Source organism: Novosphingobium umbonatum (genome assembly GCF_004005905.1).
Classification (GTDB): domain Bacteria; phylum Pseudomonadota; class Alphaproteobacteria; order Sphingomonadales; family Sphingomonadaceae; genus Novosphingobium; species Novosphingobium umbonatum.
On the sequence record NZ_SACO01000020.1, the window covers coordinates 1 to 25,542 of the forward strand.

23 protein-coding genes, 3 tRNA genes and 1 other RNA gene are annotated in these 25,542 nt (G+C 61.4%); 14 read left to right on the forward strand and 13 right to left on the reverse strand.

From position 1 onward, the window contains the following. Positions 1-128 precede the first annotated feature (128 nt). From EOE18_RS16985 to EOE18_RS17005, 5 genes are all read right to left on the reverse strand, one after another. Positions 129-1,121 (reverse strand): hypothetical protein, encoded by a 993-nt coding sequence (locus EOE18_RS16985; protein WP_127711744.1) that lies wholly within the window; start codon positions 1,119-1,121, stop codon positions 129-131. Positions 1,122-1,516: 395 nt separating this feature from the next. After that, positions 1,517-1,593 (reverse strand) — tRNA-Pro (locus EOE18_RS16990). A gap of 102 nt (positions 1,594-1,695) precedes the next feature. After that, a tRNA-Ile gene (locus EOE18_RS16995) sits at positions 1,696-1,771 on the reverse strand. A 32-nt stretch (positions 1,772-1,803) separates the two neighbouring features. Next, positions 1,804-2,766, reverse strand: a complete 963-nt coding sequence (locus tag EOE18_RS17000) for a polysaccharide deacetylase family protein (RefSeq protein WP_127711746.1) — start codon at positions 2,764-2,766, stop codon at positions 1,804-1,806. Between the two features lie 66 nt (positions 2,767-2,832). Continuing rightward, entirely contained in the window at positions 2,833-4,557 is a 1,725-nt protein-coding gene (locus EOE18_RS17005; protein WP_127711748.1) for a histidine kinase dimerization/phospho-acceptor domain-containing protein, read from the reverse strand. A gap of 283 nt (positions 4,558-4,840) precedes the next feature. On the opposite strand from EOE18_RS17005, the gene EOE18_RS17010 reads away from it, so the two are divergent. Further along, on the forward strand, positions 4,841-5,308 hold the full coding sequence (locus tag EOE18_RS17010; RefSeq protein ID WP_127711750.1) for an Lrp/AsnC family transcriptional regulator: 468 nt from the start codon (positions 4,841-4,843) through the stop codon (positions 5,306-5,308). Between the two features lie 85 nt (positions 5,309-5,393). On the opposite strand, the gene accC is transcribed toward EOE18_RS17010, so the two are convergent. The 4 genes from accC to EOE18_RS17030 form a co-directional block, all read right to left on the reverse strand. Then, the gene (gene accC / locus EOE18_RS17015; protein ID WP_127711752.1) at positions 5,394-6,737 is read right to left on the reverse strand and encodes an acetyl-CoA carboxylase biotin carboxylase subunit; all 1,344 of its coding nucleotides are present in this window, start codon (positions 6,735-6,737) and stop codon (positions 5,394-5,396) included. A gap of 7 nt (positions 6,738-6,744) precedes the next feature. After that, positions 6,745-7,269 carry an acetyl-CoA carboxylase biotin carboxyl carrier protein gene (gene accB / locus EOE18_RS17020; protein WP_246027519.1) on the reverse strand — a complete coding sequence of 175 codons (525 nt, stop codon included), beginning with the start codon at positions 7,267-7,269 and terminating at the stop codon, positions 6,745-6,747. A 144-nt stretch (positions 7,270-7,413) separates the two neighbouring features. Beyond that, complete coding sequence (gene aroQ, locus EOE18_RS17025; protein ID WP_127711754.1) at positions 7,414-7,851, reverse strand: type II 3-dehydroquinate dehydratase; 438 nt, start codon at positions 7,849-7,851, stop codon at positions 7,414-7,416. Positions 7,852-8,023: 172 nt separating this feature from the next. Then, positions 8,024-8,100 (reverse strand) — tRNA-Pro (locus tag EOE18_RS17030). Positions 8,101-8,424: 324 nt separating this feature from the next. On the opposite strand from EOE18_RS17030, the gene yajC reads away from it, so the two are divergent. The 3 genes from yajC to secF all read left to right on the forward strand — a co-directional run bounded on the left by yajC (position 8,425) and on the right by secF (position 11,440). Then, positions 8,425-8,760 carry a preprotein translocase subunit YajC gene (gene yajC / locus EOE18_RS17035; RefSeq protein ID WP_127711795.1) on the forward strand — a complete coding sequence of 112 codons (336 nt, stop codon included), beginning with the start codon at positions 8,425-8,427 and terminating at the stop codon, positions 8,758-8,760. 142 nt (positions 8,761-8,902) lie between these two features. Continuing rightward, positions 8,903-10,477 (forward strand): protein translocase subunit SecD, encoded by a 1,575-nt coding sequence (secD, locus tag EOE18_RS17040; protein WP_127711756.1) that lies wholly within the window; start codon positions 8,903-8,905, stop codon positions 10,475-10,477. 12 nt (positions 10,478-10,489) lie between these two features. Continuing rightward, positions 10,490-11,440 (forward strand): protein translocase subunit SecF, encoded by a 951-nt coding sequence (secF, locus tag EOE18_RS17045; RefSeq protein ID WP_127711758.1) that lies wholly within the window; start codon positions 10,490-10,492, stop codon positions 11,438-11,440. 59 nt (positions 11,441-11,499) lie between these two features. Here the strand turns inward: secF and EOE18_RS17050 are convergent, their stop codons facing one another. Then, the gene (locus EOE18_RS17050; RefSeq protein ID WP_246027520.1) at positions 11,500-12,612 is read right to left on the reverse strand and encodes a glycosyltransferase; all 1,113 of its coding nucleotides are present in this window, start codon (positions 12,610-12,612) and stop codon (positions 11,500-11,502) included. 88 nt (positions 12,613-12,700) lie between these two features. Beyond that, the gene (locus tag EOE18_RS17055; protein WP_127711760.1) at positions 12,701-13,273 is read right to left on the reverse strand and encodes a helix-turn-helix domain-containing protein; all 573 of its coding nucleotides are present in this window, start codon (positions 13,271-13,273) and stop codon (positions 12,701-12,703) included. Positions 13,274-13,381: 108 nt separating this feature from the next. Here EOE18_RS17055 and EOE18_RS17060 point away from each other — a divergent pair, with 108 nt between their 5' ends. Next, positions 13,382-13,855, forward strand: a complete 474-nt coding sequence (locus EOE18_RS17060; RefSeq protein WP_127711799.1) for a DUF6456 domain-containing protein — start codon at positions 13,382-13,384, stop codon at positions 13,853-13,855. A 4-nt stretch (positions 13,856-13,859) separates the two neighbouring features. On the opposite strand, the gene EOE18_RS17065 is transcribed toward EOE18_RS17060, so the two are convergent. Then, on the reverse strand, positions 13,860-15,650 hold the full coding sequence (locus EOE18_RS17065) for an ABC-F family ATP-binding cassette domain-containing protein (protein ID WP_127711762.1): 1,791 nt from the start codon (positions 15,648-15,650) through the stop codon (positions 13,860-13,862). A 108-nt stretch (positions 15,651-15,758) separates the two neighbouring features. On the opposite strand from EOE18_RS17065, the gene EOE18_RS17070 reads away from it, so the two are divergent. The 3 genes from EOE18_RS17070 to EOE18_RS17080 all read left to right on the forward strand — a co-directional run bounded on the left by EOE18_RS17070 (position 15,759) and on the right by EOE18_RS17080 (position 18,260). Then, entirely contained in the window at positions 15,759-16,076 is a 318-nt protein-coding gene (locus EOE18_RS17070) for a PepSY domain-containing protein (protein ID WP_127711764.1), read from the forward strand. 67 nt (positions 16,077-16,143) lie between these two features. After that, positions 16,144-16,827 carry a response regulator transcription factor gene (locus EOE18_RS17075; protein ID WP_127711766.1) on the forward strand — a complete coding sequence of 228 codons (684 nt, stop codon included), beginning with the start codon at positions 16,144-16,146 and terminating at the stop codon, positions 16,825-16,827. 116 nt (positions 16,828-16,943) lie between these two features. After that, positions 16,944-18,260 (forward strand): sensor histidine kinase, encoded by a 1,317-nt coding sequence (locus EOE18_RS17080; RefSeq protein ID WP_127711801.1) that lies wholly within the window; start codon positions 16,944-16,946, stop codon positions 18,258-18,260. Between the two features lie 207 nt (positions 18,261-18,467). Here the strand turns inward: EOE18_RS17080 and EOE18_RS17085 are convergent, their stop codons facing one another. Continuing rightward, positions 18,468-18,809 carry a chorismate mutase gene (locus EOE18_RS17085; RefSeq protein ID WP_127711768.1) on the reverse strand — a complete coding sequence of 114 codons (342 nt, stop codon included), beginning with the start codon at positions 18,807-18,809 and terminating at the stop codon, positions 18,468-18,470. A 116-nt stretch (positions 18,810-18,925) separates the two neighbouring features. On the opposite strand from EOE18_RS17085, the gene EOE18_RS17090 reads away from it, so the two are divergent. The 6 genes from EOE18_RS17090 to EOE18_RS17115 all read left to right on the forward strand — a co-directional run bounded on the left by EOE18_RS17090 (position 18,926) and on the right by EOE18_RS17115 (position 25,455). After that, on the forward strand, positions 18,926-19,927 hold the full coding sequence (locus EOE18_RS17090) for a polyprenyl synthetase family protein (RefSeq protein ID WP_246027523.1): 1,002 nt from the start codon (positions 18,926-18,928) through the stop codon (positions 19,925-19,927). A 257-nt stretch (positions 19,928-20,184) separates the two neighbouring features. After that, a complete protein-coding gene (hrpB, locus tag EOE18_RS17095) occupies positions 20,185-22,656 on the forward strand; it encodes an ATP-dependent helicase HrpB (protein ID WP_127711771.1) in 2,472 nt (823 codons plus the stop codon). Between the two features lie 32 nt (positions 22,657-22,688). Then, positions 22,689-22,967 carry an ETC complex I subunit gene (locus tag EOE18_RS17100; protein WP_127711773.1) on the forward strand — a complete coding sequence of 93 codons (279 nt, stop codon included), beginning with the start codon at positions 22,689-22,691 and terminating at the stop codon, positions 22,965-22,967. Positions 22,968-23,019: 52 nt separating this feature from the next. Continuing rightward, positions 23,020-23,115: signal recognition particle sRNA small type (ffs, locus tag EOE18_RS17105), an RNA gene on the forward strand. Between the two features lie 144 nt (positions 23,116-23,259). After that, positions 23,260-25,119 (forward strand): DNA polymerase III subunit gamma/tau, encoded by a 1,860-nt coding sequence (locus EOE18_RS17110; RefSeq protein WP_246027521.1) that lies wholly within the window; start codon positions 23,260-23,262, stop codon positions 25,117-25,119. Further along, positions 25,120-25,455 (forward strand): YbaB/EbfC family nucleoid-associated protein, encoded by a 336-nt coding sequence (locus EOE18_RS17115; protein WP_127711775.1) that lies wholly within the window; start codon positions 25,120-25,122, stop codon positions 25,453-25,455. The last annotated feature ends 87 nt before the right edge of the window (positions 25,456-25,542 follow it).

Consider the following 25,542-nt stretch of genomic DNA (forward strand, 5'->3'; position numbering starts at 1 on the left):
TGGGTCCTTCCTTTGGGCTTGGTGCTGATGACAGTCGATTTTGGCTGGCGCATCTTCCGATGGGCACGTCCAAAACGCGCGCCCTCCGAGGAAACTCCTACGTAGATAATTTGTCCACGCCGCCTAGATTAAAGGGCGACCGGCGGCACGCGTCCGGTGATGTAATGAGACTCAGGCGCAAAGCCTTGCGAGATATCCAGCGGTATCTTGCCGATGATATGGTGCATGCGTTCGACCATGGAGCAGATGCTGTCGACAATTTTGGAATTGCCGAACCATTTGCTGTCATTGACCAGCCCCCCGTCCACGGTTTTCACCGCGCCCAGCATTTTGAGCACCGTGACGCGGCGCCACGCGGTGGTTGCACAAATAGGCAGGGTTTCGCAAAGGTTTTTGAACAGGACCGGCCGGCGCAAATGCATGGGAGGAATGGCATCTGCCGCAGCATAGGTGAAGGCCAGTTCCGGATGATAGGTGATGTCGCGGGTATTGCCTGCGGTAATGGCTGAAATCACCAGCAAGCCAGTCCAGTCCGCGATCAGGCTTTCCATCGCTTCCGCGCCCAGCAGGTGCAAGTCCAGAGCGGCCAGGATCAAGCCATCCTGCGTTGCGGCGCCTTTGGCGAAAGGCGGCAAAGGTAATTTGGCAAAGACAAAGAGATCATCCATCAACGTGACCATAATGTCATGCATCTGGACCAGATATTTGCGGACAGCCGGATGGGTGGCGATGTCACGGCACAGAACCACGCCATCGTCGCGCAATTCAATCAAGTCCATGTCGGCCAGCTTTCGCAAGGCCCTTCGCATGGTCTCATAGGGGCGATGGAAAGAGCGGCCCATCGCGCGAATGGTGATGGGTCGCCCTTCTTCAATGGAGCCATGGGCCAGCGATTGCGCCCCCGCGCGCCAGCTTTCGGCCAGCAGAGCCACCAGAGCATTGCCCGCCAGATTATCATCGCCCACCAAAGGGGCTAGAGCGACGACTGCTCTCAGCTGCATTTCCGTCAAAAGCCGCATGACCAGACGGCAATTGCCGCGAATATCATAGCGCCAGGCAGGCGCGTTATCCTGAGCGCGATTCTGGTGAAGATTTTCCGGTTTCAAAAACTCCTCGGCCATTTTGGTCACTTGACCGCGAGTCAATTTGGAAATTCTGGTCAGAACCCAAGGGAATTTCTCTGACGGCAAGGCAGCTCGATCCTTCGGGGCATCAAACGCTCTATCCTGAGCAGGGCAGAGGTTAAAGGCTCTTCCGTTATGACTAGGCGTCTATTTGACATGCCTATGATGTTTTACCAACGTCCCGAAACGAAGGTTCACCTGGCGCGACCATCTTGCCAATTCGCATCATAAGCCAATCCACATTTGGTCCCGATCCCAATTCCCGCAAAGGTGCCTCAAATTTCATGGATAGTGGCAGAATTGCTCTTGCAACCCATTGAAGCACAAATGCCCGATTCTGCAAGGTTATCCTTGCCGAATGCAACGGGGTGAAACGCGGTGAAATGGGGAACTGGTCGGGGAGACAGGATTCGAACCTGCGACATCCTGCTCCCAAAGCAGGCGCGCTACCGGACTGCGCCACTCCCCGACGCTGGATGGCCCCCTTAGGCGGCGTTGGCGGGGAAGGCAAGGGGCAAAGCGCAGCTTTTGCGCCTCCTCTTGGAATTTAAACGGTATGGCGGGAAAAGTTTGGTGGGCCCGGCAGGATTCGAACCCGCGACCTAGCCGTTATGAGCGGCCAGCTCTAACCGCTGAGCTACAGGCCCCACCTTTTCTCCCGTTAGCGGGGCAAGGCGCGCTAGGCAAGCTCTGCTGTTTGCATGATTTGTTGAACACTGCCCGGTTGCACCCCCCGCGCCAGCATCAGTTCAAATATTTTGCGCCACCAATCGTAGAGCAAGTCCAGATCTTCTTCGCTGCGCACATAGGGCGTATGGCCGGGGCAGAGGGATGGGCTGTGGAAAGATAGCACCAAAACGGGCAATCCATCATCAATCGCAATTTGTGTGGCGCGCAGGGCTTCGTCTACGCGGACGCCCTCTGGCGTTAACGGGATGCGTTCCAGCAGGCCAAGGCGGGCGAAAACGCCGCGTAAACGGTCGATCCTGCCCAATTGGGGGTAAAGCCAGCGGGCGTATCGCCGCAAAGGTCCGGTGAACACCGTCGTCAGCGGCAATTCCATCAATTGCCCCTTTTGCCCCACCCACCATGGCTCCAGCGGCAAGTCCTTGTAATCGGGCCCCCCATGCGCGCTATAGTCAAAGCCGCTGCGCACCGATGTGTCGATGGCAAGGCCCGCCTCGCGCAGAATGCTGGCGGTGTTGGGGCCGATGCCATAGCGGCCCGCGCGATAGATCAAAGGCGCGGTACCGAAATTGGTGGCGATGGCGTCATACAGCTTGCGGAATTTCGCCCGTTCCAGCTCATAGGGAAGATTGCCGGAAAAGCTGTTGAATTGATTGACATCTTCTTCAAACGGCGGATTGACCCAAGGGTGCAATTGCACGCCCACTTCGGCGCGCCCTTCAGCCACCGCCCCGCGCAGCAATTCCCCCGCCAGTTCGGACATAGCCACCGGATAGTCGATCAAATAGATCGGCACTACGCCATAGCCTTCGCAGAACTGCTGGAATTTGCGCAGTCGCGACACCGTGTCCACCCGATGCGCCGCGCGCGTCAGGGGTTTGGTCCAGTCAAACTCTTCCTCGGTGTCCACCGTCACCAGAAAGCGTTGCCCCGTGCCGGGGGCAAAACGCACCATCGCCTCTGCCGAGGGGGGAGTGGTTATGGCATGGGCTGGCAATCTGTTCCCCGTCGCAAGGAAAAATCATTCTGCCGGATGTTCGCATGTTTCCGACAGACCCACCCTAGCGGCAGGGTTTTGCGAGGGAGTTAACAAAGGCAGGACCAGCAACAACAAAGCTTCGTCGCGCACCAGTTTTCCGCCAGCGGCGCGCGCCTCGGCCGCTGCCAGTCGCAACGAGAAGCCGGTGCCGAAAATGCCGACACCGGGAACAAGCGCGCTATCGGCCGCAGGGGCATGGAACAGCGCGTGATCGTCCAGACTGGCCAAGGATGGCGGCAGGCTGAGGCTGACGCAAAGGCGGGTGGCATCGGTGGCCAGCGCCGCTTCCAGATGGTCGTCCGCGGCTGCATTGCTGCTGAGCGTGGCCAGCAGCCGCCAGCACAGGCGTTCGGCCTCCAGCTCGGCAATGCCCATAGGCGCGGCGTTGGTGGTGGACAGATAGGACCAATGCGGGTTCTTGCCCGACCCATCGGGTTGGAACCGGCCAATCGTGCTGGCCAGAACCTGCGCGAAATCGCAAGTGCCACCGGTCAATTCCATCACGCCACTGTCCAGCTTGGCAAAGCGGTCCAATTCTTCAAAGCCAGCCAGCATCAGCGCGCTATCGACGGCAATGACCGCAGCCAAAGAGCGATATTCATGCGGGGCAGGGCCAAACAATTGCTGTTGGATCACCTCCGCAAAGCCCTGAATGGCGTTTACCGGTGTGCGCAATTCATGCAGCAATTGGCGCAGGCGATCGGCCTCGCTCTCCACCACGGGCGGGGGTGAGGCGGGCTTGGCCTGCTGCATCCGGCGGAACCGGCCGATATGACCAAGGAATCGCCCGCCGACCGGATCGAATTTGGGCACGGCATCCACCTGCCATTCGCCGGTGATCGCTGGCGCACCGTTCAGCACCACGCGCTGCCCGCGCAGGGGTTGGTGCAGGCGCAGGGCATGGGCGGCAGGGCCATGGCTGCTGAGTGCGTGGCCGACCACCATCGGGGCCACACCGGCCTCGCTCCACACGATGCGCCCTTCGCCATCGCTGGCAAAGTCAAAGGCGGTGATGGCGGTGGTGGTGCCATCGCGCAGGGGAGGTGCGGCTTCGGGTGCGGCTTCGCGGGCCTGTTGAAAGGCCGCGATGCGGCGCACGATGTCGCCAATCGTTTCGGCATCCACTTGCGCCGGAACCGGTTCGGGCACGGCGGGATGGGCGGCTGCCATCGCGGTAAACACGGGCTTGGGTGGTGGCACAGGCTGCGCGGGCGCAGTCTTGGCCTCTGGCTGGCTTACCGCCACTGGCTCGGGCACGGCTTCGCCCGAAAAGCCCAAAGGACGCGCACCAAGGCCCAACCGTTCCAGCAGGTCCCGCGCCGCTGGGCCAAGGTCGGTCCTGTCGCGTAACAGGCCACGCGTGGCCAGTGGCAGGGCAGGGATCAGATCGACCCATTGCTCCTGCGTCAATTGTGCGGCCTGAATGGCGGCTTGCGCCTGAAGGCTTTCCCCCCGCGCCAATTCCGCCACCAGACGCGGCGAGCGCAGACGCAGGCCCGGTTCGCGCAGGATGGTGGCACGGTCTTGCGCAGGGATCATGTCGCGCAATTGCGACAGGCGCAGATAGGCTCGGTCCAGCACATCACCCCGCTCCTCGGCGGCGCGGGTGCCCAGCAGGTCCAGCAATTGCCGGAACTGGATGCGCGCGACGTTCGGCCCGACCGGAATCAGGTTCAAAACGGTAGCGAGGCGATCATCGTAGCGCATAGTCTTGTTTATCAGGAATCCTGGCGTTTTGAGAAGTATTTCCCACCAATACGGTGTTAACCTTGTTCCCTCTTCTCCGCGTTAATGCTTATGCTTACCAGCCTGTTAAGCATAGCATTTTTGTCTGACAAGTTTGACACAGGCGATGGGCGCAATGGGTTGCGCTTACGGCAAGGGCTAACAATATTAGCCTGACCTGTGCTAATGGGGTGGATTATTGCCCGCAGCAAGGCTAACGGCAACAGGAATCTATCGTATCCGTTTAAGGGAAACGCAGAAGTTTATGGCCAATCTCGACCATATCGACCGGCGCTTGTTGGCCGAATTGCAGGATGAAGGGCGCATCACCAATGTCGAACTGGCCCAGCGTGTCGGTTTGACAGCGCCTCCCTGCCTGCGCCGCGTGCGGGCGTTGGAGGATGCAGGCGTCATCCGTGGCTATCATGCCGATCTGGACGGGTCGAAGCTTGGCTTTTCGATCACGGTTTTCGCCATGGTCTCGCTCAAAAGTCAGGCCGAGGATGCCTTGCGCGGGTTTGAAGAGCATATGCGGACGCTGCCCGAAGTGCGCGAATGCCACATGCTCAACGGCGAGATCGACTTCATCCTGAAGATCGTCAGCCGCGACCTGCAAAGCTTTCAGGAGTTCCTGACCAGCAAGTTGACCCCTGCGCCCAATGTGGCCAGCGTGAAGACCAGCCTGACCATCCGCACGGCCAAGCATTTGCCTGGCGTGCCGATGGAGGAGTGATCCTTTCCATCCCAAGTCGAACAAAAAGGGCTGGAGCGGTTTCCCGTTCCAGCCCTTTTGTTTGTGGTTCAGTGCTGATGGAAAATCAACGCTTTGCCAGCCATTCTTCCAGCCACTTGATGGTATAGTCACCAGAGCGGAATTCGGCATCGTCCATCAAAGCCTGATGCAGCGGGATGGAGGTTTTGGGGCCGGAAATGACCATTTCCTCCAAAGCGCGCTTCAGACGCATGATCGCGCCTTCACGGGTGCGGCCATAGACGATCAGCTTGGCGATCATCGAATCGTAATAGGGCGGAATGCGATAACCGGCATAAAGCCCGCTATCCACGCGCACGTTCAAACCGCCAGCGGCATGATAGCCTTCCACCAGACCGGGCGAGGGCGCGAAGGTCCAGGGGTCTTCGGCGTTGATGCGGCATTCGATGGCATGGCCACGGAATTCCAGCTCGTCTTGGCTAACCGACAAAGGCTTGCCATCGGCAATGCGGATCTGTTCGCGCACCAGATCGAGGCCGGTGATCGCTTCCGTCACCGGATGTTCCACCTGCAGGCGGGTGTTCATTTCGATGAAATAGAACTCGCCATTTTCCCAGAGGAACTCGATCGTGCCCGCACCGCGATAGCCCATGTCGGCCATCGCCTTCGACACGATGCCACCCATACGCTCGCGCTCGGCAGGCGTGATCACGGGGCTGGGGGCTTCTTCCACCACCTTCTGGTGACGGCGCTGCAACGAACAGTCGCGTTCGCCCAGATGGATGGCATTGCCATTGCCGTCGCCAAACACCTGAAATTCGATGTGGCGCGGGTTGCCCAGATATTTTTCAATATAGACCGTGGCATCGCCAAAGGCGGCCTTGGCTTCCGATCCGGCCTGCTGCATCAGCGTTTCCAGATCGTCGGGGCTGTTGCACACCTTCATACCGCGACCGCCGCCGCCGCTGGCGGCCTTGATGATCACGGGATAGCCGATTCGCTCGGCAATCTCGCGGGCTTCATCAAAATCGCTGACCGCGCCATCGCTACCGGGAACCAGCGGCAGGCCCAGCGCACCGGCGGTACGCTTGGCTTCCACCTTGTCGCCCATGGTGCGGATATGCTCGGGCTTGGGACCGATCCAGGTGATGCCATGGGCTTCCACGATCTCGGCAAAACGGGCGTTTTCCGAAAGGAAGCCATAGCCGGGGTGGATCGCATCGGCGCCGGTGATTTCCGCCGCGCTGATGATGGCCGCCACGTTGAGATAGCTGTCCTTGGCCGCGGGCGGGCCAATGCAGACCGCATGGTCGGCCAGACGCACATGCATGGCATCGGCGTCGGCCGTGGAATGCACGGCCACCGTCTCAATGCCCATTTCCCGCGCCGCGCGATGGATGCGCAGCGCGATTTCGCCACGGTTGGCGATAAGGATACGTTTGATGGCCATGGGCTGCTTAACCGATCACAACCAGAGGCTGGTCAAATTCGACCGGCTGACCGTTTTCGATGGTGATGGCCTTGACCGTGCCCGACACGGGGGCGGTGATGGGGTTCATCACCTTCATGGCTTCCACGATCAACAGCGTGTCGCCAGCCTTAACGGCCTTGCCCACGCTGATGAATTCGGGCGCGCCCGGTTCGGGGGTGAGGTAAGCCGTGCCGACCATCGGTGATTTGACCTGCGTGCCTTCGACCACGGCGGGGGCGGCAACAGGCGCGGCGGCCACGGGGGCAGCTGCCGGAGCAGCAGCGGCAGGGGCAGCCGGAGCAGGTGCGTAAGCGGCCGGTGCATAGGCAGCCGGAGCGGCGGGTGCGGCCACGGTGATGTTGCGCGCCACGCGGATCTTGCGACCGCCATCGGCCACTTCGATTTCCGTCAGGCCGGTATCGGCCAGCAGTTCGGCCAGTTCACGCACCAGAGTGCCATCAATGTTCATACGGGGCTGGCTTTCGCGGCCCGTTTCGGTGTTATCGCCCATGAAAACTCCTTGGCGAGTGCAATCTCAAGCGACGGCCCCTAACCGCCTGCTAACCCTCTAGCAAGGGGAAAGCGGGGAGGGAGGGGAACCTGCTTGCGGGGTGCGACCCGATTGCATCGCAGTTTATAGTTTGTGTTGAAAGGTTTACAGGCCAGCGGCGGCGTCCAGCGCCACGCTGTAACTGCGCGCGCCAAAACCGGCCACGGTGGCCATGGCGGCCATGCCAATATAGGACTTGTGGCGGAATTCCTCGCGCTTGTGCGGGTTGGACAGGTGAACCTCGATCACGGGCAGTTCCACCGCCTTGATCGCATCATGCAGCGCCACCGAAGTATGGGTGTAGGCGCCAGCATTCAGCAGCACCGCCTTGGCACCACGCGCGCGCGCCTCGTGCAGCCAGTCGATCAGCGCGCCTTCATGGTTCGACTGATAGCATTCCACGGCAAGGCCCAGTTTTTCCCCCTGCGCGATCAGGCGGGCGTCGATATCGGCCAAAGTGTCATGGCCATAGATATGCGGCTCTCGCGTGCCCAGCAGGTTGAGATTGGGACCGTTGAGGACAAAGATCAGCGGTTGGGTCATGGTTAGGGCCTTACCTTCAGCTTGCGACTTGGTGCTTGTTCATACAGCCGGGCAGGGACTGGGCAAGTGCTGTATCGGGCTTTGCTGCAAAGCAGGTTGGCGTTGCCGGGCATGTTGGCTACGAACAAAAAGGGCGGCCCATCTTGCGATGGCCGCCCTTTTGAAGAACCTTTGGTCGGGACGAGAGGATTCGAACCTCCGACCCCCACACCCCCAGTGTGATGCGCTACCAGGCTGCGCTACGTCCCGACCTTGGTTGTTACCGCTGGGCTAGTGCCCTGCGGTGGACGGGCCTCTAGGCGTGCTTTTCAGCTTTGGCAAGCGGAGTTTTTCATTTTCTTTGCATTTTTCCTGAGCGCCTCCTCCGGCGGGCGGTGATCGGCGGCTTTCGGGCGCCGCTATCATCCCGATAAACCGGCGGTTTGGGGCAGCTGAACACCAAGGGCGGTTTGATTGCCACGCAGCCTATTAACTGCTAGGCGCGGGTGCTTTCCGGCAGGGCGGGGTTGAACTCTGCGCTTTGCCGGCCATCTTTCCTGCTGTTTCTAGTGATAGAGAGTGTAATCCGTGTCGATCCAGACCTCGCTCCTGCCCGTTCTTGCCGCCGCTGCCGCTGGTGGCCAGCCTCCTGCATGGCTCCAGTTCCTGCCTATCGTGGGCATGGGCCTTGTCATGTGGTTCCTGTTCATCCGCCCGCAAATGCGCCAGCAAAAGGAACACAAGGCCAAGCTGGAATCGATCAAGAAGGGCGATACCGTGCTGACCGGCGGCGGATTGCTGGCCAAGGTGATCAAGGTGGACGAGGCCTATGTCGAAGTCGAACTGGCCCCCAATGTGCGCGTGCGCGCGGTGAAGTCCACCATCACCGACATCGTGCCGCCCGCCGGCGCCAAGCCCGCCAACGATTGAGGCAGGGACAGGGCGCCGCTTTGGCCTTCGGCTTGACGCGGGCGCCCCTCCTACCCATCTGGCGACAAGCATTGTGTCCTCACGCGCCTCTGTACCCGTTCATGCGGGCCAGCGGCGCCTTTCGTAACAGAGCCATATAACCATGCTCGACTTTCCCCGCTGGAAACAGCTCTGGTATTGGGCGCTGACGCTGCTGGCCTTGGCCGCGGCGCTGCCGTCGCTTGCCACTATGTCGGGCCTGCGCTGGCCCGCCAGCCTGCCGCATCCGACCATCAATCTGGGCCTCGACCTTGCCGGTGGCAGCCATCTTTTGCTGGAAGCCAATGCCGATCAGGTGGTTTCGCAAAGGCTGGAAGCCAAGGAAGAAGAAGTCCGCGCCGCGCTGAAAAAGTCCGGCAAGGTGCATTATGGCGATATCTCGAACAAGGGCGGCTCGCTGTCCTTCATCGTCGCCAATGCCGCCGAAGTGGACGCCGCGCGCGAGGCAATCCTGCCTTTGACCAATGGCGCGGGCCTGTCGGGCAAGCGTGACTGGGAAATCCAGATCGCCGACACCACCCGCTTTATCCTGACCCCCACGCAAGAGGGGATCAAGGATGCGATCGACAAGGCGATGGAAACCGCCACTGAAGTGGTGCGCAAGCGTATCGACGCCATGGGCACGCGCGAACCGACCATCATCCGTCAGGGTAATGACCGCATTGTGGTGCAGGTGCCTGGCCTGTCCGATCCTGCCGCGCTGAAGGCTCTGCTGGGCCAGACCGCCAAGCTGGAATTCAAGCTGGTGGACCAGTTGGGCATGGTCGATGGCGTGGCCGCGCCCGGCGATGAAATCCTTCCCTTTGCCAATGGCGCGGGTGCGATTGCGGTAAAGCGTCTGGGCGGCATCAAGGGTGATCGCCTGACCGATGCCAAGCAGAGCTTTGGCCAGAACAATGATGCGGTGGTGTCGATCACTTTCGATTCGCAGGGTTCGGAGCAGTTCGCCCGCCTGACGAAGGAGAATGTGGGCAAGCCTTTCGCCATCGTGCTGGATGGCAAGGTTTTGTCGGCTCCCAACATCAACGAACCCATCATGGGCGGCAGCGCCCAGATTTCGGGTAGCTTTACCGTGCAAAGCGCGAACCAGCTGGCGATTGCCCTGCGTTCGGGCGCGCTGCCGGTGGACCTGAAAGTGGTCGAAGAGCGCACCGTTGGCCCCGACCTTGGCGCGGATTCGATTATGAAGGGTGTGGTGGCGATGAGCGTGGCGACCGCTGCGGTCGTTATCTTCATGGCCATGACCTATGGTCGTTTCGGCATGTATGCCAATATTGCCGTGATCCTCAACGTGTTGATGATCCTTGGCATTATGGCGCTGCTCAACACCACGCTGACGCTGCCCGGTATTGCCGGTTTCGTGTTGACCATCGGTGCGGCGGTTGACGCCAACGTGCTGATCAACGAGCGTATCCGTGAAGAGCGCAAGCGTGGCCGCAAGGTCTTTGCCGCCGTGGAGATGGGCTACAAGGAAGCCAGCCGCACCATTTTCGACGCCAACATCACCCATATCATCTCGGCGGTGTTGATGTTCGAATTCGGTTCGGGCCCGATCAAGGGTTTCGCCGTGGTGCTGATCATCGGCATTATCACCTCGGTGTTCACCGCTGTTTTCCTCACCCGCATGTGGGTGGCCGGTTGGTTGCGCAGGGCGCGGCCGAACGATCTGAACATTTAAAGGGCTGCCGACATGCGCTTGCTCAAACTCGTTCCCGACAACACCAACCTGCATTTTCTGAAATGGCAGTGGCCCACCACCATCATCAGCGTGGCTTTGATGCTGGCCAGTTGGGCTTTGTTGTTCACCCATGGTCTGAACATGGGCGTCGATTTTGTCGGCGGCCAGATGATCCGCGTCAGCTTTACCCAAAGTGCTTCTGCCCCTGTCGCGCAATTGCGCGGCGAGGTGGAAGCGCTGGGCTATGGCGAGCCGATTATCCAGACCTTTGGCAAACCCAATGAAATCTCGATTCGCCTGCGTCTGCCCGAAGGTTCGGACAAGGATGCAGGTCTGGCCGATGCCATGGCCAAGCGGATTACCGCCACGATCAAGGCCGCCCATGCCGATGCGCGCGTTGATGGCGTCGATTCGGTCTCGGGCAAAGTGTCCAAGGAACTGGGCTGGACCGCGTTCAAGGCTTTGGGCTTTGCCTGTATCGCCATTTCGCTGTTCATCTGGTTCCGTTTTGAATGGCAATTCGGGGTCGGTGCACTGGTCAGTCTGGTACATGACGTGTCGCTGGTGCTGGGCCTGTTTGCGGTAACGCAGATGGAATTCGACCTGACCATCGTGGCCGCGATCCTGACCGTGATCGGTTATTCGCTGAACGATACGATCGTGGTTTACGACCGCATCCGCGAGAATCTGAAGAAATATCGCAAGATGCCGCTGGAGGAACTGCTGGACCTCTCGGTCAACGAAACGCTGGCGCGCACGGTGGTGACTTCGGCCACCATGCTGATCACGCTGGTGGCTCTTTTGTTGCTGGGGCCGAAGGTGATCTTTGGCTTCTCGGCTGCGCTGATCCTCGGCATTTTCGTTTGCACCTATTCCTCGATCTATGCCGCAGCGCCCATGCTGATCTGGCTCAAGGTAAATGCTTCCAGCTTTGTGCCCGGCGAGGGCGAGAAGGAAGCCTGAGGTTTGTAGGCTGAAGAAAAAGCCCCGCTGGAGCGATCCGGCGGGGCTTTTTTATGCGCCTAATACCCTGCTGCGCGATGCCAGATCTCGATCAAGCGCCGCGCATTGCTTTCCCAATTGAACCCATCGGCATGGCGAGCCACTTCGGCCTGAGGCAGATTATCCTCCAGAATGGCGCGCATGCCTTGCGCAAAGCCCTGCACATCGCGTGTCACGATCCGGCCCGCGCTGGTGGCGGTCACCACTTCGCGCGCGCCGCCAATATCGGGGATGACCAAAGGCGCGCCGCAGGCCAGCGATTCGACCCAGACATTGGCGAGGCCTTCCCGCTCGCTGGGCAATACCAGCGCATTGGCCGCCGCCATCAGCACCGGCAGCGCGTCATGGCTGACTTGGCCGAGGAAATGCACGCGGTCAGAAAGGCCCAATGCGGCGGTCTGGGCGCGCAGGGCTGCCTCGTCCGGCCCGACACCGGCCAGCGCCAGATGCGCGTCGGGAACTTGCGCCAGAGCGTCCAGCGCGATCGATTGCCCCTTGATGGCGATCAGCGAACCGGCGGCCACGAAAAGTGGCGCTTGTGGCGGCAGATGCAGGATGGCTTGGGCCGCCAATCGCTGGCGGGCCTCGGTGCGGGGCAGGGGGTGGAATTTGGCGCGATCAAGGCCGGTGTAATGGGTGACAATCTTGTCCGGCGCCATACCCAGTGCTGCCATATCGCGCCCCAGCGCCTGTGAGACGGTTAGCAGCAAAGTCGCATAATCGGCCGCCTCCTGCATTTGGCGCAAGGCTTTGGGGCGGGTCTGCCAATAGATAATGTCTGATCCGCGCGACTTGATGGTCAGCGGCAGGCCCAGTTCCCGCGCGACAATTGCGGCGGCGGGGCCATCGGGAAAGAAGAATTGCGCATCGACCAGATCAAACGGCTTTAGCCCGTGCAAATGGCGCGCCAGCGGCAAGATAGCGCGGGCGATACGGGCCGGATTGCTCTCTGCCCCGAAACGGGGGATGAGCAGGAAACGAGGATGCAATACCGACAGTGCCCCCAATGTCGCCTGCGGGGGACAGGCAGTATGGGTGGCATAGGGTTGTTTGCGGTTGAGCGGCCATGGCGGCACCCCGATCGGGGCGATCATGGTCAGATCAACGCTGCCCTCTTCGGCTACGGCCCGCATCTGGCTGCCAACAAACTTGCCAAAAGCAGGCCGTGCCGGATTGGGGAAGAGGGTTGAGATGGATAGAATGCGCAACATGCGCGCGGGTTTAGAGCTTTCTTACTAACATTTCCGCAACGGCCAGCCATGGCGGGCTGTCGATCACCAATTGGCGATGGCCGATGCCGGGGGGCAACAAGGCCATGCGGTGTTCGTCGCGGTCGATCAAACGGCCATAGACGAAGCGACCGCCCGGACGGGGGGCCAAAACGTCACGATTTACCATTTTGGCAAAGTTGGCTGGTTCAACGCGGCGCAACCAGATCTGGTCGCCGCTGCGGTAATCGCCCGCGCTGGCTTCTACCGACATGGCCATTTGCACGCCATCGCCCACCAATTCGCTGGGCAAAATGGCATCGCGCGGAGCGGTCAGCGCTTCGGCACCCATATCGGTGAGGCGGGCGACCATCTTGGCCTGTTCTTCGGCCTCGCCCTTCACCAGCAATTCCGGATCAACCTCCAAGGCGGCGGCGATACGGTTCATCCAGACCAGCGAAAGATTACGCGTACCTGTTTCAAGGCGGCCAATGGTTTGTGCCGTTGTGGGCGGAGCGCAACGCGCTGCCACATCAGCAAGGGTCATGCCCTTTTGTCTTCGGATATCACGAATGCGGTTAATCATGTGCTGGCCGATCCCTTAACCAACGCGGTGTTTTCCATCTTTCCTACAATCGCACTTGTTTGGCAATGTGTGATTAGCACAGAAAAAGGGCTTGAGAAGGAAATTTTCATGGAACAGCAAGTATTTGAGTGCGGATTAACCGTTGATGGACCACTTCGCACGCCCCCGCGCAAGGGGCAGAAGAGCGTAAGCGTTAATTTGGCCGAATCACCTGTCAGCTGGCTCTATGCGCGCGGCCATCTTTCGCATCGGGAATTTGCTGCGGGCGAAAGATTGCGCATGGATTGGGAGATTGCCCAATTGAGCCCGAGTATCACCATGCGTTGGGAAGAGGTGAGCGGGCGCGGCAGCCGGCAAGACGCGCAATTGAACCCCACCGAAAGGCAAATTGCGGCCAAGGCGCGTTTCGACGGCGCGCTAACTCAGGCAGGCAAGGGCCTGTCGGATATATTGTGGCGTGTGGCCTGCGCCGGTGAGGCGTTGGTGGATGCGGAAAAGGCGCTGGCATGGCCATCGCGCTCGGGCAAGCTGGTGCTCAAGCTGGCGCTGGACCGTGTTGCCGACTTCTACCGCATCACCTGAGGGCTTAACCCTCCACCATCTCCGCCAGTTCCAGCCAACGCTCCTCTGCCGCCTCTTTCTCGCCGCGCGCCTTGTCCAGCGCGGCGGTAAGGGCGGCAAAGCGGGTCGGGTTCTTCGTATAAAGCTCCCCGTCGGCCAAAGCATTCTCCAGCTTGGCCATTTCCGCTTCCAATTCCTCGATACGGGCGGGCAACAGGTCGTAGTCGCGCTGGTCCTTAAAGCTCAGCTTGACCTTGCGCTGGGGCATCACCACCGGCGCGGCTGCGGGTTTTTCCATGGGCTTGGCCTTGGGGGCATTTGCGGTCTGGCGCTGTTGGCGCTGGGCCACCCATTCGGCATAGCCGCCCGCTACCACATCCACCCGCCCACTGCCGTCCAGACCCAGCGTGACCGTAACGGTCCGGTCCAGAAAGTCGCGGTCGTGGCTGACGATCAGGACGGTGCCGTCATAATCGGCAATCACTTCCTGCAACAGGTCCAGCGTTTCCAGATCGAGATCGTTGGTCGGTTCGTCCAGCACCAACAGGTTGGAAAAACGTGCAAATTCGCGGGCCAGCAACAGGCGCGAACGCTCGCCGCCTGACAGGGTGCCGACGCGCGCATCGACCAGACCCGGATCGAACAGGAAGTCTTTCAGATAACCATGCACATGCTTGCGCTCGCCGCGCACATCCACCCAATCGCCGCCCTCGGCCACGATATCGCGCACGCGCTTGTCGGGGCTCAACAGGCTACGATGCTGGTCAATGATCACGCCGGACAGGTTCTTGGCCAAGGTAACGGTGCCGCTGTCCGGTTCAAGTTCACCGATCAACATTTTGAGCAAGGTGGACTTGCCCGCGCCATTGCCACCCACCAGACCGATGCGGTCCTTGCGCTGGATGCGCAGCGAGAAATCGCGGATGATGGTGCGGTCGCCGAAAGACTTGGCGATTTTATCGGCCACGATCACCGATTTGGTTTTACTATCATCGCTGGATAGCGCCATTTTGGCAATGCCCTGCGGCGTCATCATCGCCGCGCGGGTGGCGCGCATTTCATACAGCTTTTCCAAGCGGCCCTGATTGCGCTTGCGGCGCGCGGTTACCCCGCGTGACAGCCAATGCGTCTCCAGCTTCAGCTTGGCGTCCAACCGGTCCGCCGCGCGGGCGTCCTCGGCATAGACTTGCTCTTCCCACGCTTCGAACCCACCAAAGCCGATTTCGCGGCGGCGGATATTGCCACGATCCAGCCATAGCGTGGCGCGGGTCAGGCGGGTGAGGAAAGTACGGTCATGGCTGATCACCACAAAGGCGCCGTTGTAGCGCTGTAACCAGCTTTCCAGCCATTCGATCGCGTCCAGATCCATGTGGTTGGTCGGCTCGTCCAGCAGCAACAGGTCCGGCTCGCTGGCCAAGGCGCGGCAAAGCGCGGCGCGGCGGCGTTCGCCCCCGCTGGCGCTGGCCGCCTCACGCGACAGGTCGATGCCCAACTGGCTGGCAATGGCTTCGACTTCATGTTGCTGGGGCGCATCATCGCCGCGCACGCAATAATCGAGCAGCACTTTGCAGCCGCTGAAATCGGGGTCCTGTTCCAGCGTGACAATGCGCGTGCCCGGTTGCACCGAACGCTTGCCCTTGTCGCCTTCCAGCGATCCTGCGATCAGCCGCAGAAGCGTGGATTTACCAGCCCCATTGCGCCCGATCAGCGCGAGCCGGTCGCGCGGGGCGATATGAATGTCGAGATCCTGAAAGAGCCAGCCAGTTCCCTGAACCAGACCGAGCCCTTCCCAACTAAGAATAGGTGCTGCTGCCATGCGCGCCGCCCTATACGCCGCAGCACATGGGGGCAAGCCAATTACCTTGCGGGCAGCTTGCTTGCATATTCACCCCTTGTTCAACGCTGCCAAACTAGATCGAAACTTATGAAAGCACTCACTCCTTCCTTGCTGGCTTGTGCGGCTGTGGCGGCGGCGCTGGCGGTTTCCACCCCTTCGCCCATGGCCCATGCCGGCCCGGGCGAGCCACAGGGGGAGGCGCGGCGCGATATGAAAGCGGGCAAGGTGCGATCCCTGCGCGAGATTGAGCAGCATGTGTTGCCCATGATGCAGGGCATGCAATATCTGGGGCCGGAATATGATCCGGTCGCGGTGGCCTATCGTTTGAAATTCATCAAAGGCGGGCGTGTGGTGTTTGTCGATGTCGACGCCCGATCGGGCGAGGTCATCCGGCAGTCACGCTAACCGCCTGCCTTGACGTTGCGGCATTGCCCGCCCATTTCGGTTCCGAACAGATAAAGGAATTCCCCTCATGCGCATCCTGATTGTTGAGGATGAACCCTCGCTGGGCCGCCAGTTGAAAACCACGCTGGAACAGAATGGCTATGCGGTGGACCTGTCGGTCGATGGCGAGGATGGCCATTTCATGGGATCGACCGAGGATTATGACGCGGTGATCCTTGACCTTGGCCTGCCGGAGATCGACGGGCTGACCGTGCTGGGCATGTGGCGCAAGGAGGGGCGCAAGTTCCCCGTGCTGGTGCTGACCGCGCGCGATAGCTGGTCGGATAAGGTGGCGGGGCTGGATGGCGGCGCGGATGATTATCTGGCCAAGCCGTTCCAGACCGAGGAATTGATCGCCCGCCTGCGCGCGCTGATCCGCCGCGCCTCGGGCAATTCCAGCAGCGAGTTGATCGCGGGCGATGTGCGGCTTGATACGCGCTCTGGCCGTGTGACCTTGGCGGGCGAGCCGGTGAAGCTGACCGCGCAGGAATATAAGCTATTGTCCTATCTGTTGCATCACAAGGGCAAGGTCGTTTCGCGCACCGAATTGATCGAACATATTTACGATCAGGATTTCGACCGCGATTCGAACACGATCGAAGTGTTCGTTACCCGCATCCGTAAAAAGCTGGGCGCCGATGTGATCACCACGATCCGTGGCCTTGGTTACAGCCTTGACGAACCGAGCAGCGCGGCGGCCAGCAAGGCCTGACAGGAAAAGTAGCGATGTCGGGGCAGGGATCAGGGCAGGCAGGCGCGGATGGCGCAGGTGATGCCCTGCAACCTGTCGGCAAGGTGAACCGCCATACCGGTAGTCTGGCCCAGCGCATGATGTTGATTGCGATGGGCTGGATTTCGGTGCTGTTGCTGGCGGGCGGCATTGCGCTGGACCGCGCCATGACATCCATGGTCACCCGCAATTTCGACGAGCAATTGGGCTATATGCTGACCGGCATGATCGGCAGCGCGGAAATCGGGCCGGATGGAGAGGTCTTCTTCAACCGGCCTTTGGGGGATCAGCGTTTTCTGGAGCCCAATAGCGGGCTCTATTGGCAGATTTCGGGCAAGGGGCATGAGGATTTCCCCAGCCGGTCCCTGTGGGACCGCAGCCTGAAAGTGCCGATGGACCATGTGGACGACCAGCCCCACATTTATGATTCGCAGCAATTTTCCGGCGAGCCTTTGCGGATGATGGAGCGGTCCATCATCCTGCCGGGTAGCAACACGGTATGGTGGTTTGCTGTGGCGGAAAGCCGCAAGGAGTTGGACGAGCAGATCGGGCGCATCCGCACGATCCTGATCAACAGCTTTCTCGTGCTGGGTTTTGGTCTGGTGCTGATGGCGGCTTTGCAGAGTTGGTATGGCCTGTCGCCTCTGCGCCGTGTGCGTTTGGCCATTGCGCGCATGCGGACGGCGGGCGCCAATCGCGTGACTGATCCCTTGCCGGTGGAAGTTCAGCCATTGGTCGAGGAAATCAACGCTTTGCTGGCGCATAATGACAAACAGGCCGCAGAAGCGCGCACCCATGCGGGCAATCTGGCCCATGCGCTGAAAACGCCTTTGACGGTCGTTCTCAATGCTGCGCAGGCCAAGGAGCCTGATCTGGCCGAGACGGTGCAGCGTGAGACGCAAGTGATGCGGCGGCAGGTGGAACACCATCTGGCCCGGGCGCGCGCTGTCGGGCGGCGCGGGGCGGGGCAGGCGCGGACTGCCCTATGGGATTCGACCGAGTCGGTGATCCGCGCGGTGGAGCGCCTTTATCAGGACACGCGCTTTGACATGGATGGCCGCCGCAACGCGCTGGTGGCGATTGAGCGGCAGGATCTGGACGATATCCTTGGCAATCTGATCGAGAATGCGGCCAAATATGGTGGCGGCAGCGTTTTCGTCACCATTCAACCGGACAAGGGGGGCTCATTGGTCAATATCTGGATCGAGGATGATGGCATGGGCATCCCCGAAAAAGACCGTGAGCGCATTTTCGACCGCGGCGCCCGGCTTGATTCGGGTAAGCCGGGGACGGGGCTGGGCTTGGCAATCGTGCGCGATGTGGTGGAAATTTACGGCGGCCGCGTGGAATTGGCCGAGAGCGAGGATCTGGGCGGGTTGCTGGTGAAGCTGGCTCTGCCGAAGGCGGCGGAGTGAGCGTTTTTGCCTCCGGCGGGCAAAGGGCGGGGGCCCTTTGCAATCCCATCACTGGGTTGCGCTATCTCCGCTGCTTTTTCTTTATTCCGCGAAGCGGATTTAAAGCCTGCGGCGCTTCAGGTTGGCACTTCGCAACGGATTTGGTGCGATATTAATGGGATTGCAAAGGGCTTCCGCCCTTTGCCCGCCGGAGGCATCCCTTACCGATCAAGCCTCGGCTTTCGCCTTTTCATGATGCCGGATCACTTCATCGATGATGAAGCGCAGGAATTTTTCGCCGAAATCGGGGTCCAGTTGCGATTCCTCGGCCAGCTTGCGCAGGCGGGTGATCTGGCGCTCCTCGCGGCCCGGGTCGCTGGCGGGCAGGGCGTGGGTGGCTTTATATTCACCCACCGCCTTGGTGATGCGGAATCGTTCGGCCAACATGTGAATCAGCGCGGCATCGATATTGTCGATGCTGGAACGGAAACCGGCCAGCACGGGGTCTGGCGTGGACGGAACCGGAGTGATGTCCAGATTCGGGGCGGGTGTGGATGCATTTTCGGGCATAAGGCGCCGCTAGCATGATCTGATGGGTGATTCCAAGCTTGCCTTCGCGGGCCTATGCGCGCAATGCGGCGCGGATGACTGCCCAACCCCTCTCCACGCGCGGCCAGCAGGCGACGATGCTGGCAGCGGACTATGCGCCGCAACCCTCGATTGATGCCCTGTTGGCGCTGACCGCGCCGGGTATGGATCGGGTGAATGCGGTGATTCTCGACCGTATGCAGAGCGAGATCCCGCTAATCCCCGAATTGGCGAACCATTTGATCTCCAGCGGGGGCAAGCGTTTGCGCCCGATGCTGACGGTGGCTTCGGCGGGCTTGCTGGATTATGCGGGCGATGCGCAATATGCGCTGGCTGCGGCGGTGGAGTTCATTCACACGGCCACCCTGCTGCATGATGATGTGGTGGATGGTTCGGATATGCGTCGCGGCAAGGCGGCGGCCAATATTATCTTTGGCAATCCGGCGACGGTGCTGGTGGGTGACTATCTGTTCAGCCGTAGTTTTGAACTGATGGTGGAAGCCGGTTCCCTGCGCGTGCTGGAAATTCTGGCCCGTGCCAGCGCCATCATTGCCGAGGGCGAGGTCGACCAGTTGACCGCCCAGCGCAAGGTGGAGACGAGCGAGGAACATTACCTCCAGATCATCGAGGCCAAGACGGCGGCCCTGTTTGCCGCTGCTTGCCGCATCTCCGCCGTGGCCGCTGGCCGCAGCGCCGCCGAAGAGCAGGCGTTGGATGATTATGGCCGCTATCTGGGCGTGGCTTTCCAATTGGTGGATGATGCCATCGACTATGATTCGGAAAGTCAGGAAATGGGCAAAGGCAAGGGCGATGATTTCCGCGATGGAAAGATGACCCTGCCGGTGATCCTCGCCTATGCGGCTGGCACGCCTGAAGAGCAGCAGTTCTGGCGCGATGCCATCGCGGGTTTCCGCACCGAGGATGAGGATCTGGCCGAGGCCGTGGCCATTATCGCTCGCCATGGCACTGTGGAAGCCACCCGTCAGCGCGCGGCCGATTATGCACAAAAGGCTATGGACGCCTTGTCTATCTTCCCCGATAGCCCCATGCGTCGCGCGATGCAGGAAGCGGCTTTGTTCTCGGTGGCGCGGCGGTATTGATTTTTTAGGGTGCGTTAAGGGGTGCCTCCGGCGGGCAAAGGGCGGGGGCCCTTTGCAAACCCGTGAATTTAAGCGCTAGTATCGATAGTCTGCGCAAGCTTCATGCGCCGCAGGCTTTTAAATCCGCTTCGCGGAAAGGCATAAAGTCGCCAACGAGGCGCGATCTCGTGACGGGATTGCAAAGGGCCCCCGCCCTTTGCCCGCCGGAGGCACCTTCCATCCTTCAACCTTCCGCCCAAATCGCCTAAGGCGGCCTCGTGACCGATCTTCCCATCCACGCCGTCCTGCCCGAACTCTTGGCCGCCTTGCGCCAAGGGCCTTACGCTGTGCTGATTGCCCCGCCCGGCGCGGGCAAAACCACCAGCGTGGCGCCTGCGCTCATCCGCGAGCCTTGGTGCAGCGGCAAGGTGATCCTGCTCTCCCCGCGCCGTGTTGCGGCAAGGGCAGCGGCGGAACGCATGGCCGAATTGCTGGGCGAAAGCGCGGGGCAGACGGTGGGCTATTTGACCCGTCTGGACAGCAAGCAATCGGCCAAGACGCGCATTCTGGTGATGACCGAGGCGATTTTCGTCGCCACCATTTTGCACGATCCCGAATTGCAGGGCGTTTCGGCGGTGCTGTTTGACGAGGCGCATGAGCGGCATCTCGATTCTGATCTGGGGCTGGCCTTGGCGGTGGAAAGCGCAGGCGTGCTGCGCGAGGATCTGCGCATCGTGCCCATGTCCGCCACGATTGATGGCCAGCGTTTCGCCAGCCTGCTGGGGGCGAACACGCCGGTGATCGAGAGCGAGGGCAAGGCTTGGCCGCTCTCCTTCCGCTGGCTGGGCGCGGCGCCGGAAAAGAGGTTGGAGGAGGCGATGACCAGCGCCGTCCTTACCGCATGGCGTGAGCAGGAGGGCGACATCTTGGCCTTTCTGCCCGGTGTGGGCGAGATTACCCGCACGGTGGAACGTTTATCCGAACGCCTGTCCGATGCCTTGGTGCTGCCGCTGCATGGCCAATGCGAGCCAGCAGCCCAGCGCGCCGCGATCCGGCGTGATCCTGCCGGTCGCCGCCGCATCGTGCTGGCCACCAGCATTGCCGAAACCTCGCTGACGCTGGATGGCGTGTCGGTGGTGGTCGATGCGGGCCTGTCGCGCAGGCCGGAGTTTGACAAAGCGGCGGGGGTGACGCGGCTGATCACCACGCGCGCCAGTCAGGCTTCGGCGGCGCAAAGGGCGGGGCGTGCGGCGCGGCAGGGGCCGGGTGTGGCCTATCGCCTGTGGGAAGAGGCGGCCCATGCAGGGCGCGCGGCCTATGATCCGCCCGAAATGCTCACCAGCGATCTGGCGCCTTTGACCTTGGCCCTTGCGCAATGGGGCGCGGGGGACATGGCCGATATGGCATGGATCGACCCGCCACCGGCGGCAGCCTTGGCCGCGGCGCGGGCCAAGCTGGCCAGCCTTGGCGCGCTGGATGGCGATGGGCGGATAACCGCGCATGGGCGGGCGATGGCCAGCCTGCCGATGGGGCCGGAACAGGCGCATATGCTGCTTTATGGCGCGGCGCGCGGCGCGGGTGAGGCGGCGGCGGAACTGGCGTTTCTGTTGCAGGAGCGGGGCCTTGGCGGGCGCGGCGATGATTTGCTTGCGCGGCTTGAGCGTTGGCGGCGTGACCGTTCGCCCAAAGCCGAGGCGGCGCGGCAAATGGCGCGTGGCTGGGCGCGGCGGGCCAAGGGCATGGTGGAGCGCGTTGCGGGCGAACCACCGCCCGAGGGCGTGCTGCTGGCCGAAGGTTTCCCCGACAATCTGGCCAAACGGCGCGATGCCAGCGGCGAGGAATGGCTGGCGGCGGGCGGCAGGGGGCTGGCGCTTGATCCCTTGTCGCCGCTGACGCGCGCGGATTATCTGGCCGTGGGTGAGGCGCAAGGCGCGGCCAAGGGCGCGCGGATTACCGGCGCGATTGCCCTGAGCGAGGCCGAGGTTTTGACTCATCTGGCCCATCGGATCGAGAGGCGCTCCACCTTGCGCTGGGTGGGAGATGAGGCGCGGGTGGAGGCTTTGCTGGAGCGCCGCCTCGGCGCCTTTGTGTTTGCGCGGGGCAGCGATCCTTCGCCCGATCCCAAGGCGATTGCCGCTTTCCTGTGTGAAAAGATCCGCGCGGAAGGGCTGGCTCTGCTGCCTTTGGGGCGGGCCAGTCTCAATCTGCTCAAGCGGGCGCGCTATGCGGGCGTGGCGGCGCTGGATGAACAGGCGCTGCTGGATGAACTGGAGGAATGGGCTGCGCCGCATCTGAAGCGGCGGCTCGACCAGGTGCAGGCAGGGGCCTTGCATCAGGCCTTGCTGGACAGGCTGGGCTGGGATGGGAAACAGGCCATTGACCGCCTTGCCCCGCCCGAATTCCACAGTCCGGCGGGCAGCAGCCATGCGATTGATTACGAGGATGCCGGTGGGCCCAGCATCGAGATTCGTGTGCAGGCTTTGTTCGGTCTGGAGCGCCACCCAACCTTTGGCAGCCCGCCGCAGCCCTTGCTGCTCAAACTCACCTCGCCCGGTGGAAAGCCGATCCAGACCACGCGCGATTTGCCCGGTTTCTGGCGCGGAAGCTGGCGCGATGTGGTGAAAGATATGAAGGGCCGCTATCCCAAGCACCGTTGGCCGGACGAGCCTTGGGCCGAAGATCCCAGCCTTAAAACCAAAAACGCTTTCAATGCGGGCAAAAAGCAGGGCGAGGGCAAAGGTCGCTCTTGATTTACGATGTGATTCGCTGGCATGGCGATTTTATGACCGCACGTATCTATCAGCGCCCGAAGAACGCCATGCAGTCCGGTAAGGCACTGCTGGACCAGTGGATCCTCGAATTCGCGCCCAGCGAGGCCCGCCGTCCCGACCCTCTGATGGGCTGGCCCGGCAGCGCCGACACCCAGACTCAGGTGACTTTGAAGTTCCATTCGGTGGACGAAGCAAAGGCCTATGCCGAAAAATATGGCATCACCGCCACGGTGCATGGCACGCCGCCGCGTCGGCTGAAGTTGCAGGCCTATGCGGATAATTTCCGCTAATCAGCTTTTTGGCGGGGCTTGCATTCTGCAAAAAGTCTCGCCATAGGCTCCAGCGGGAGTCGGGCGGACGTTTGCATTCGCCAACCTGGTCAGGTCCGGAAGGAAGCAGCCACAACGAAGCCGCGGCGGGTCGTCCGGCTCCTACTACAGATATTCAAAAGGCTGGCGGTTTCGCCGGCCTTTTTGTTTTTGCGCCCATCATTTGGCCGCATCTGCGGTGGATGGGCCAAGGGGTGCACTTGCTTTTTGCCCCTGATGTGCCAATCCATCGGCCAAGGCGACAAGCAGGGGTATGATGAGCATTTCGGAAATCTTCGGCGGTGATGAGGATGGCGATGATCTGCCGTGGGATACGGATGATTCGCAGGATTCGGACACGGTAAGCGCCGAGGAACTGGAAGCGGCGGGGCAGGGCAGCATGTTTGGCGCGCCTGAACCCGCGCCCGAACCCGCTCCGGCGCCAAAACTCGCAGCGCCCGTTTCGGCTCAGCCCTATCGCGTCTTGGCACGCAAATATCGTTCGCAAACATTTGCCGAGCTGATCGGTCAGGATGCGATGGTGCAGACGCTGGCCAATGCGATTCGTCGTGACCGTCTGGCCCATGCCTTTTTGATGACCGGTATTCGCGGGGTGGGCAAAACCTCCACTGCGCGCTTGATCGCCAAGGCGCTCAATTGCATCGGCCCCGATGGCAAGGGCGGGCCGACGATTGACCCCTGCGGCCAATGCGAGCCCTGCGTGGCGATTGCCGAGGGGCGGCATATCGATGTGATCGAAATGGACGCCGCCAGCCATACCGGCGTGGACGATGTGCGCGAGATTATCGAAGCGGTGCGCTATGCGGCGGTGTCGGCGCGCTATAAAATCTACATCATCGACGAAGTCCACATGCTCTCGCGCAATGCTTTCAATGCTTTGCTCAAGACACTTGAAGAGCCGCCCGCGCATGTGAAGTTCCTGTTTGCCACCACAGAGGTGGACAAGCTGCCGATCACGGTGCTCTCGCGCTGCCAGCGTTTTGATCTAAAACGCATCCCTGCCGAATTGCTGGCCGCCCATTTCGCCCGTATTTGCGAAAAGGAAGGCGTGGAGGCCGAGGCCGAAGCTTTGGCCATGGTGGCCGAGGCGGCGGAAGGTTCGGTGCGCGATGGCCTGTCGATTCTGGATCAGGCGATTGCCCATGCCGATCTGGCCAGTGATAGCGAACAGACCAAGGTTACCGCAGAGCATTTGCGCGAAATGCTGGGGCTGGCGGACAAGACCGCCCAGCGTCAATTGTTTGCCGCTTTGCTCGCTGGCGATGGGGCGGCGCTGCTCGATCTGGTGGCGGGGCAATTCGCGCTGGGGGTGGAGCCTTTGGCCTTGCTCCGTTCGGCGATGGAAGTGACCCATCGCATCACCGTGGCGCAATTGGGCAAGCGCGATACCCGCTCGATCTCGCAGGATGAGAAGGCTGCGATTGAGGGCTGGGCGCAGCAATTGTCGGCGGGGCAGTTGCATCGCCTTTGGCAATTGCTGCTAAAAGGTCATGACGAGGTAAAAACCGCGCCGGAGCCTTTGGTTGCTGCTGAAATGGCGCTGCTGCGCTGTATGCACGCCGCCGATATGCCCGATCCGGGCCAGTTGGTGAAAAAGATCGAAGGGCTGGCCAGTGGTGGTGTGCTGTCGGGGGCGGTTGCTGCCGCTTCGCAAAGTGCCCAGCCGGTTGCCCAGATCGCGCCTGCTATGCCGGTTTCCAATATGTCCGTTTCCACTATGCCCGCGCTGGAATGGCGCCATCTGGTCGAAGTGGTCGAGCGCGAATCCATCGCCACCGGCAGCATGATGCGCCTGCAGGTGCGCGTGGTGGACCTGGCGCCGGGGCGGCTCGTTTTTGAACAGGCGCCCGGTTTTCCAGAGGACGTTACCCCCATTCTACGCGCCGCCTTGCAAAAGGCCACCGACCGCGTGTGGGAGGTCGAGCGGCGTTCATCGGGCGGGGCGCCCAGCATGGTGGAGATGGAGGAGCAGGCCAAAGCGGCCGAACTGGCCCAGCGCCAACAATCGCCGCTGATGCAGGCCGCCATGGCCGCTTTCCCGCAGGCGCAGGATATTACGGAAGAAGGGCAGGCCGGTCAGCCACCGCGCCGCCAAGCCAATTGGAGCCGATAGATGAAGTCGATGGAAGAAATGATCAAGGCCGCACAAGCTGCCGCCGAAACGATCAGCAAGCAGATGAACGAAACGCAGGCCAAGCTGGACGCGCTGGAGGTCAAGGGCGTTTCGGGCGGCGGTCTGGTGCAGATCCGCGCGAGCGCCAAGGGCCGTGTGATCGGCGTGGAGATTGACGAAAGCCTGCTGACCCCTGCCGAAAAGGGCGTGCTGGAAGACTTGATCGCGGCGGCGTTTAACGATGCACGCGCCAAGGCCGATGAAGTGGCCGGTGCCGAAATGGCCAAGGCGCAGTGCGGGTTGGGCCTGCCGCCGGGCTTCAAGCTGCCTTTCTGATGCGCGTTTCGGGCCGAAAATGCCGATAGGGAAAACTTGCCGCTCGCCCCATTGCACAGGGGCGGGCGGCAACCCATATTCAGCAGA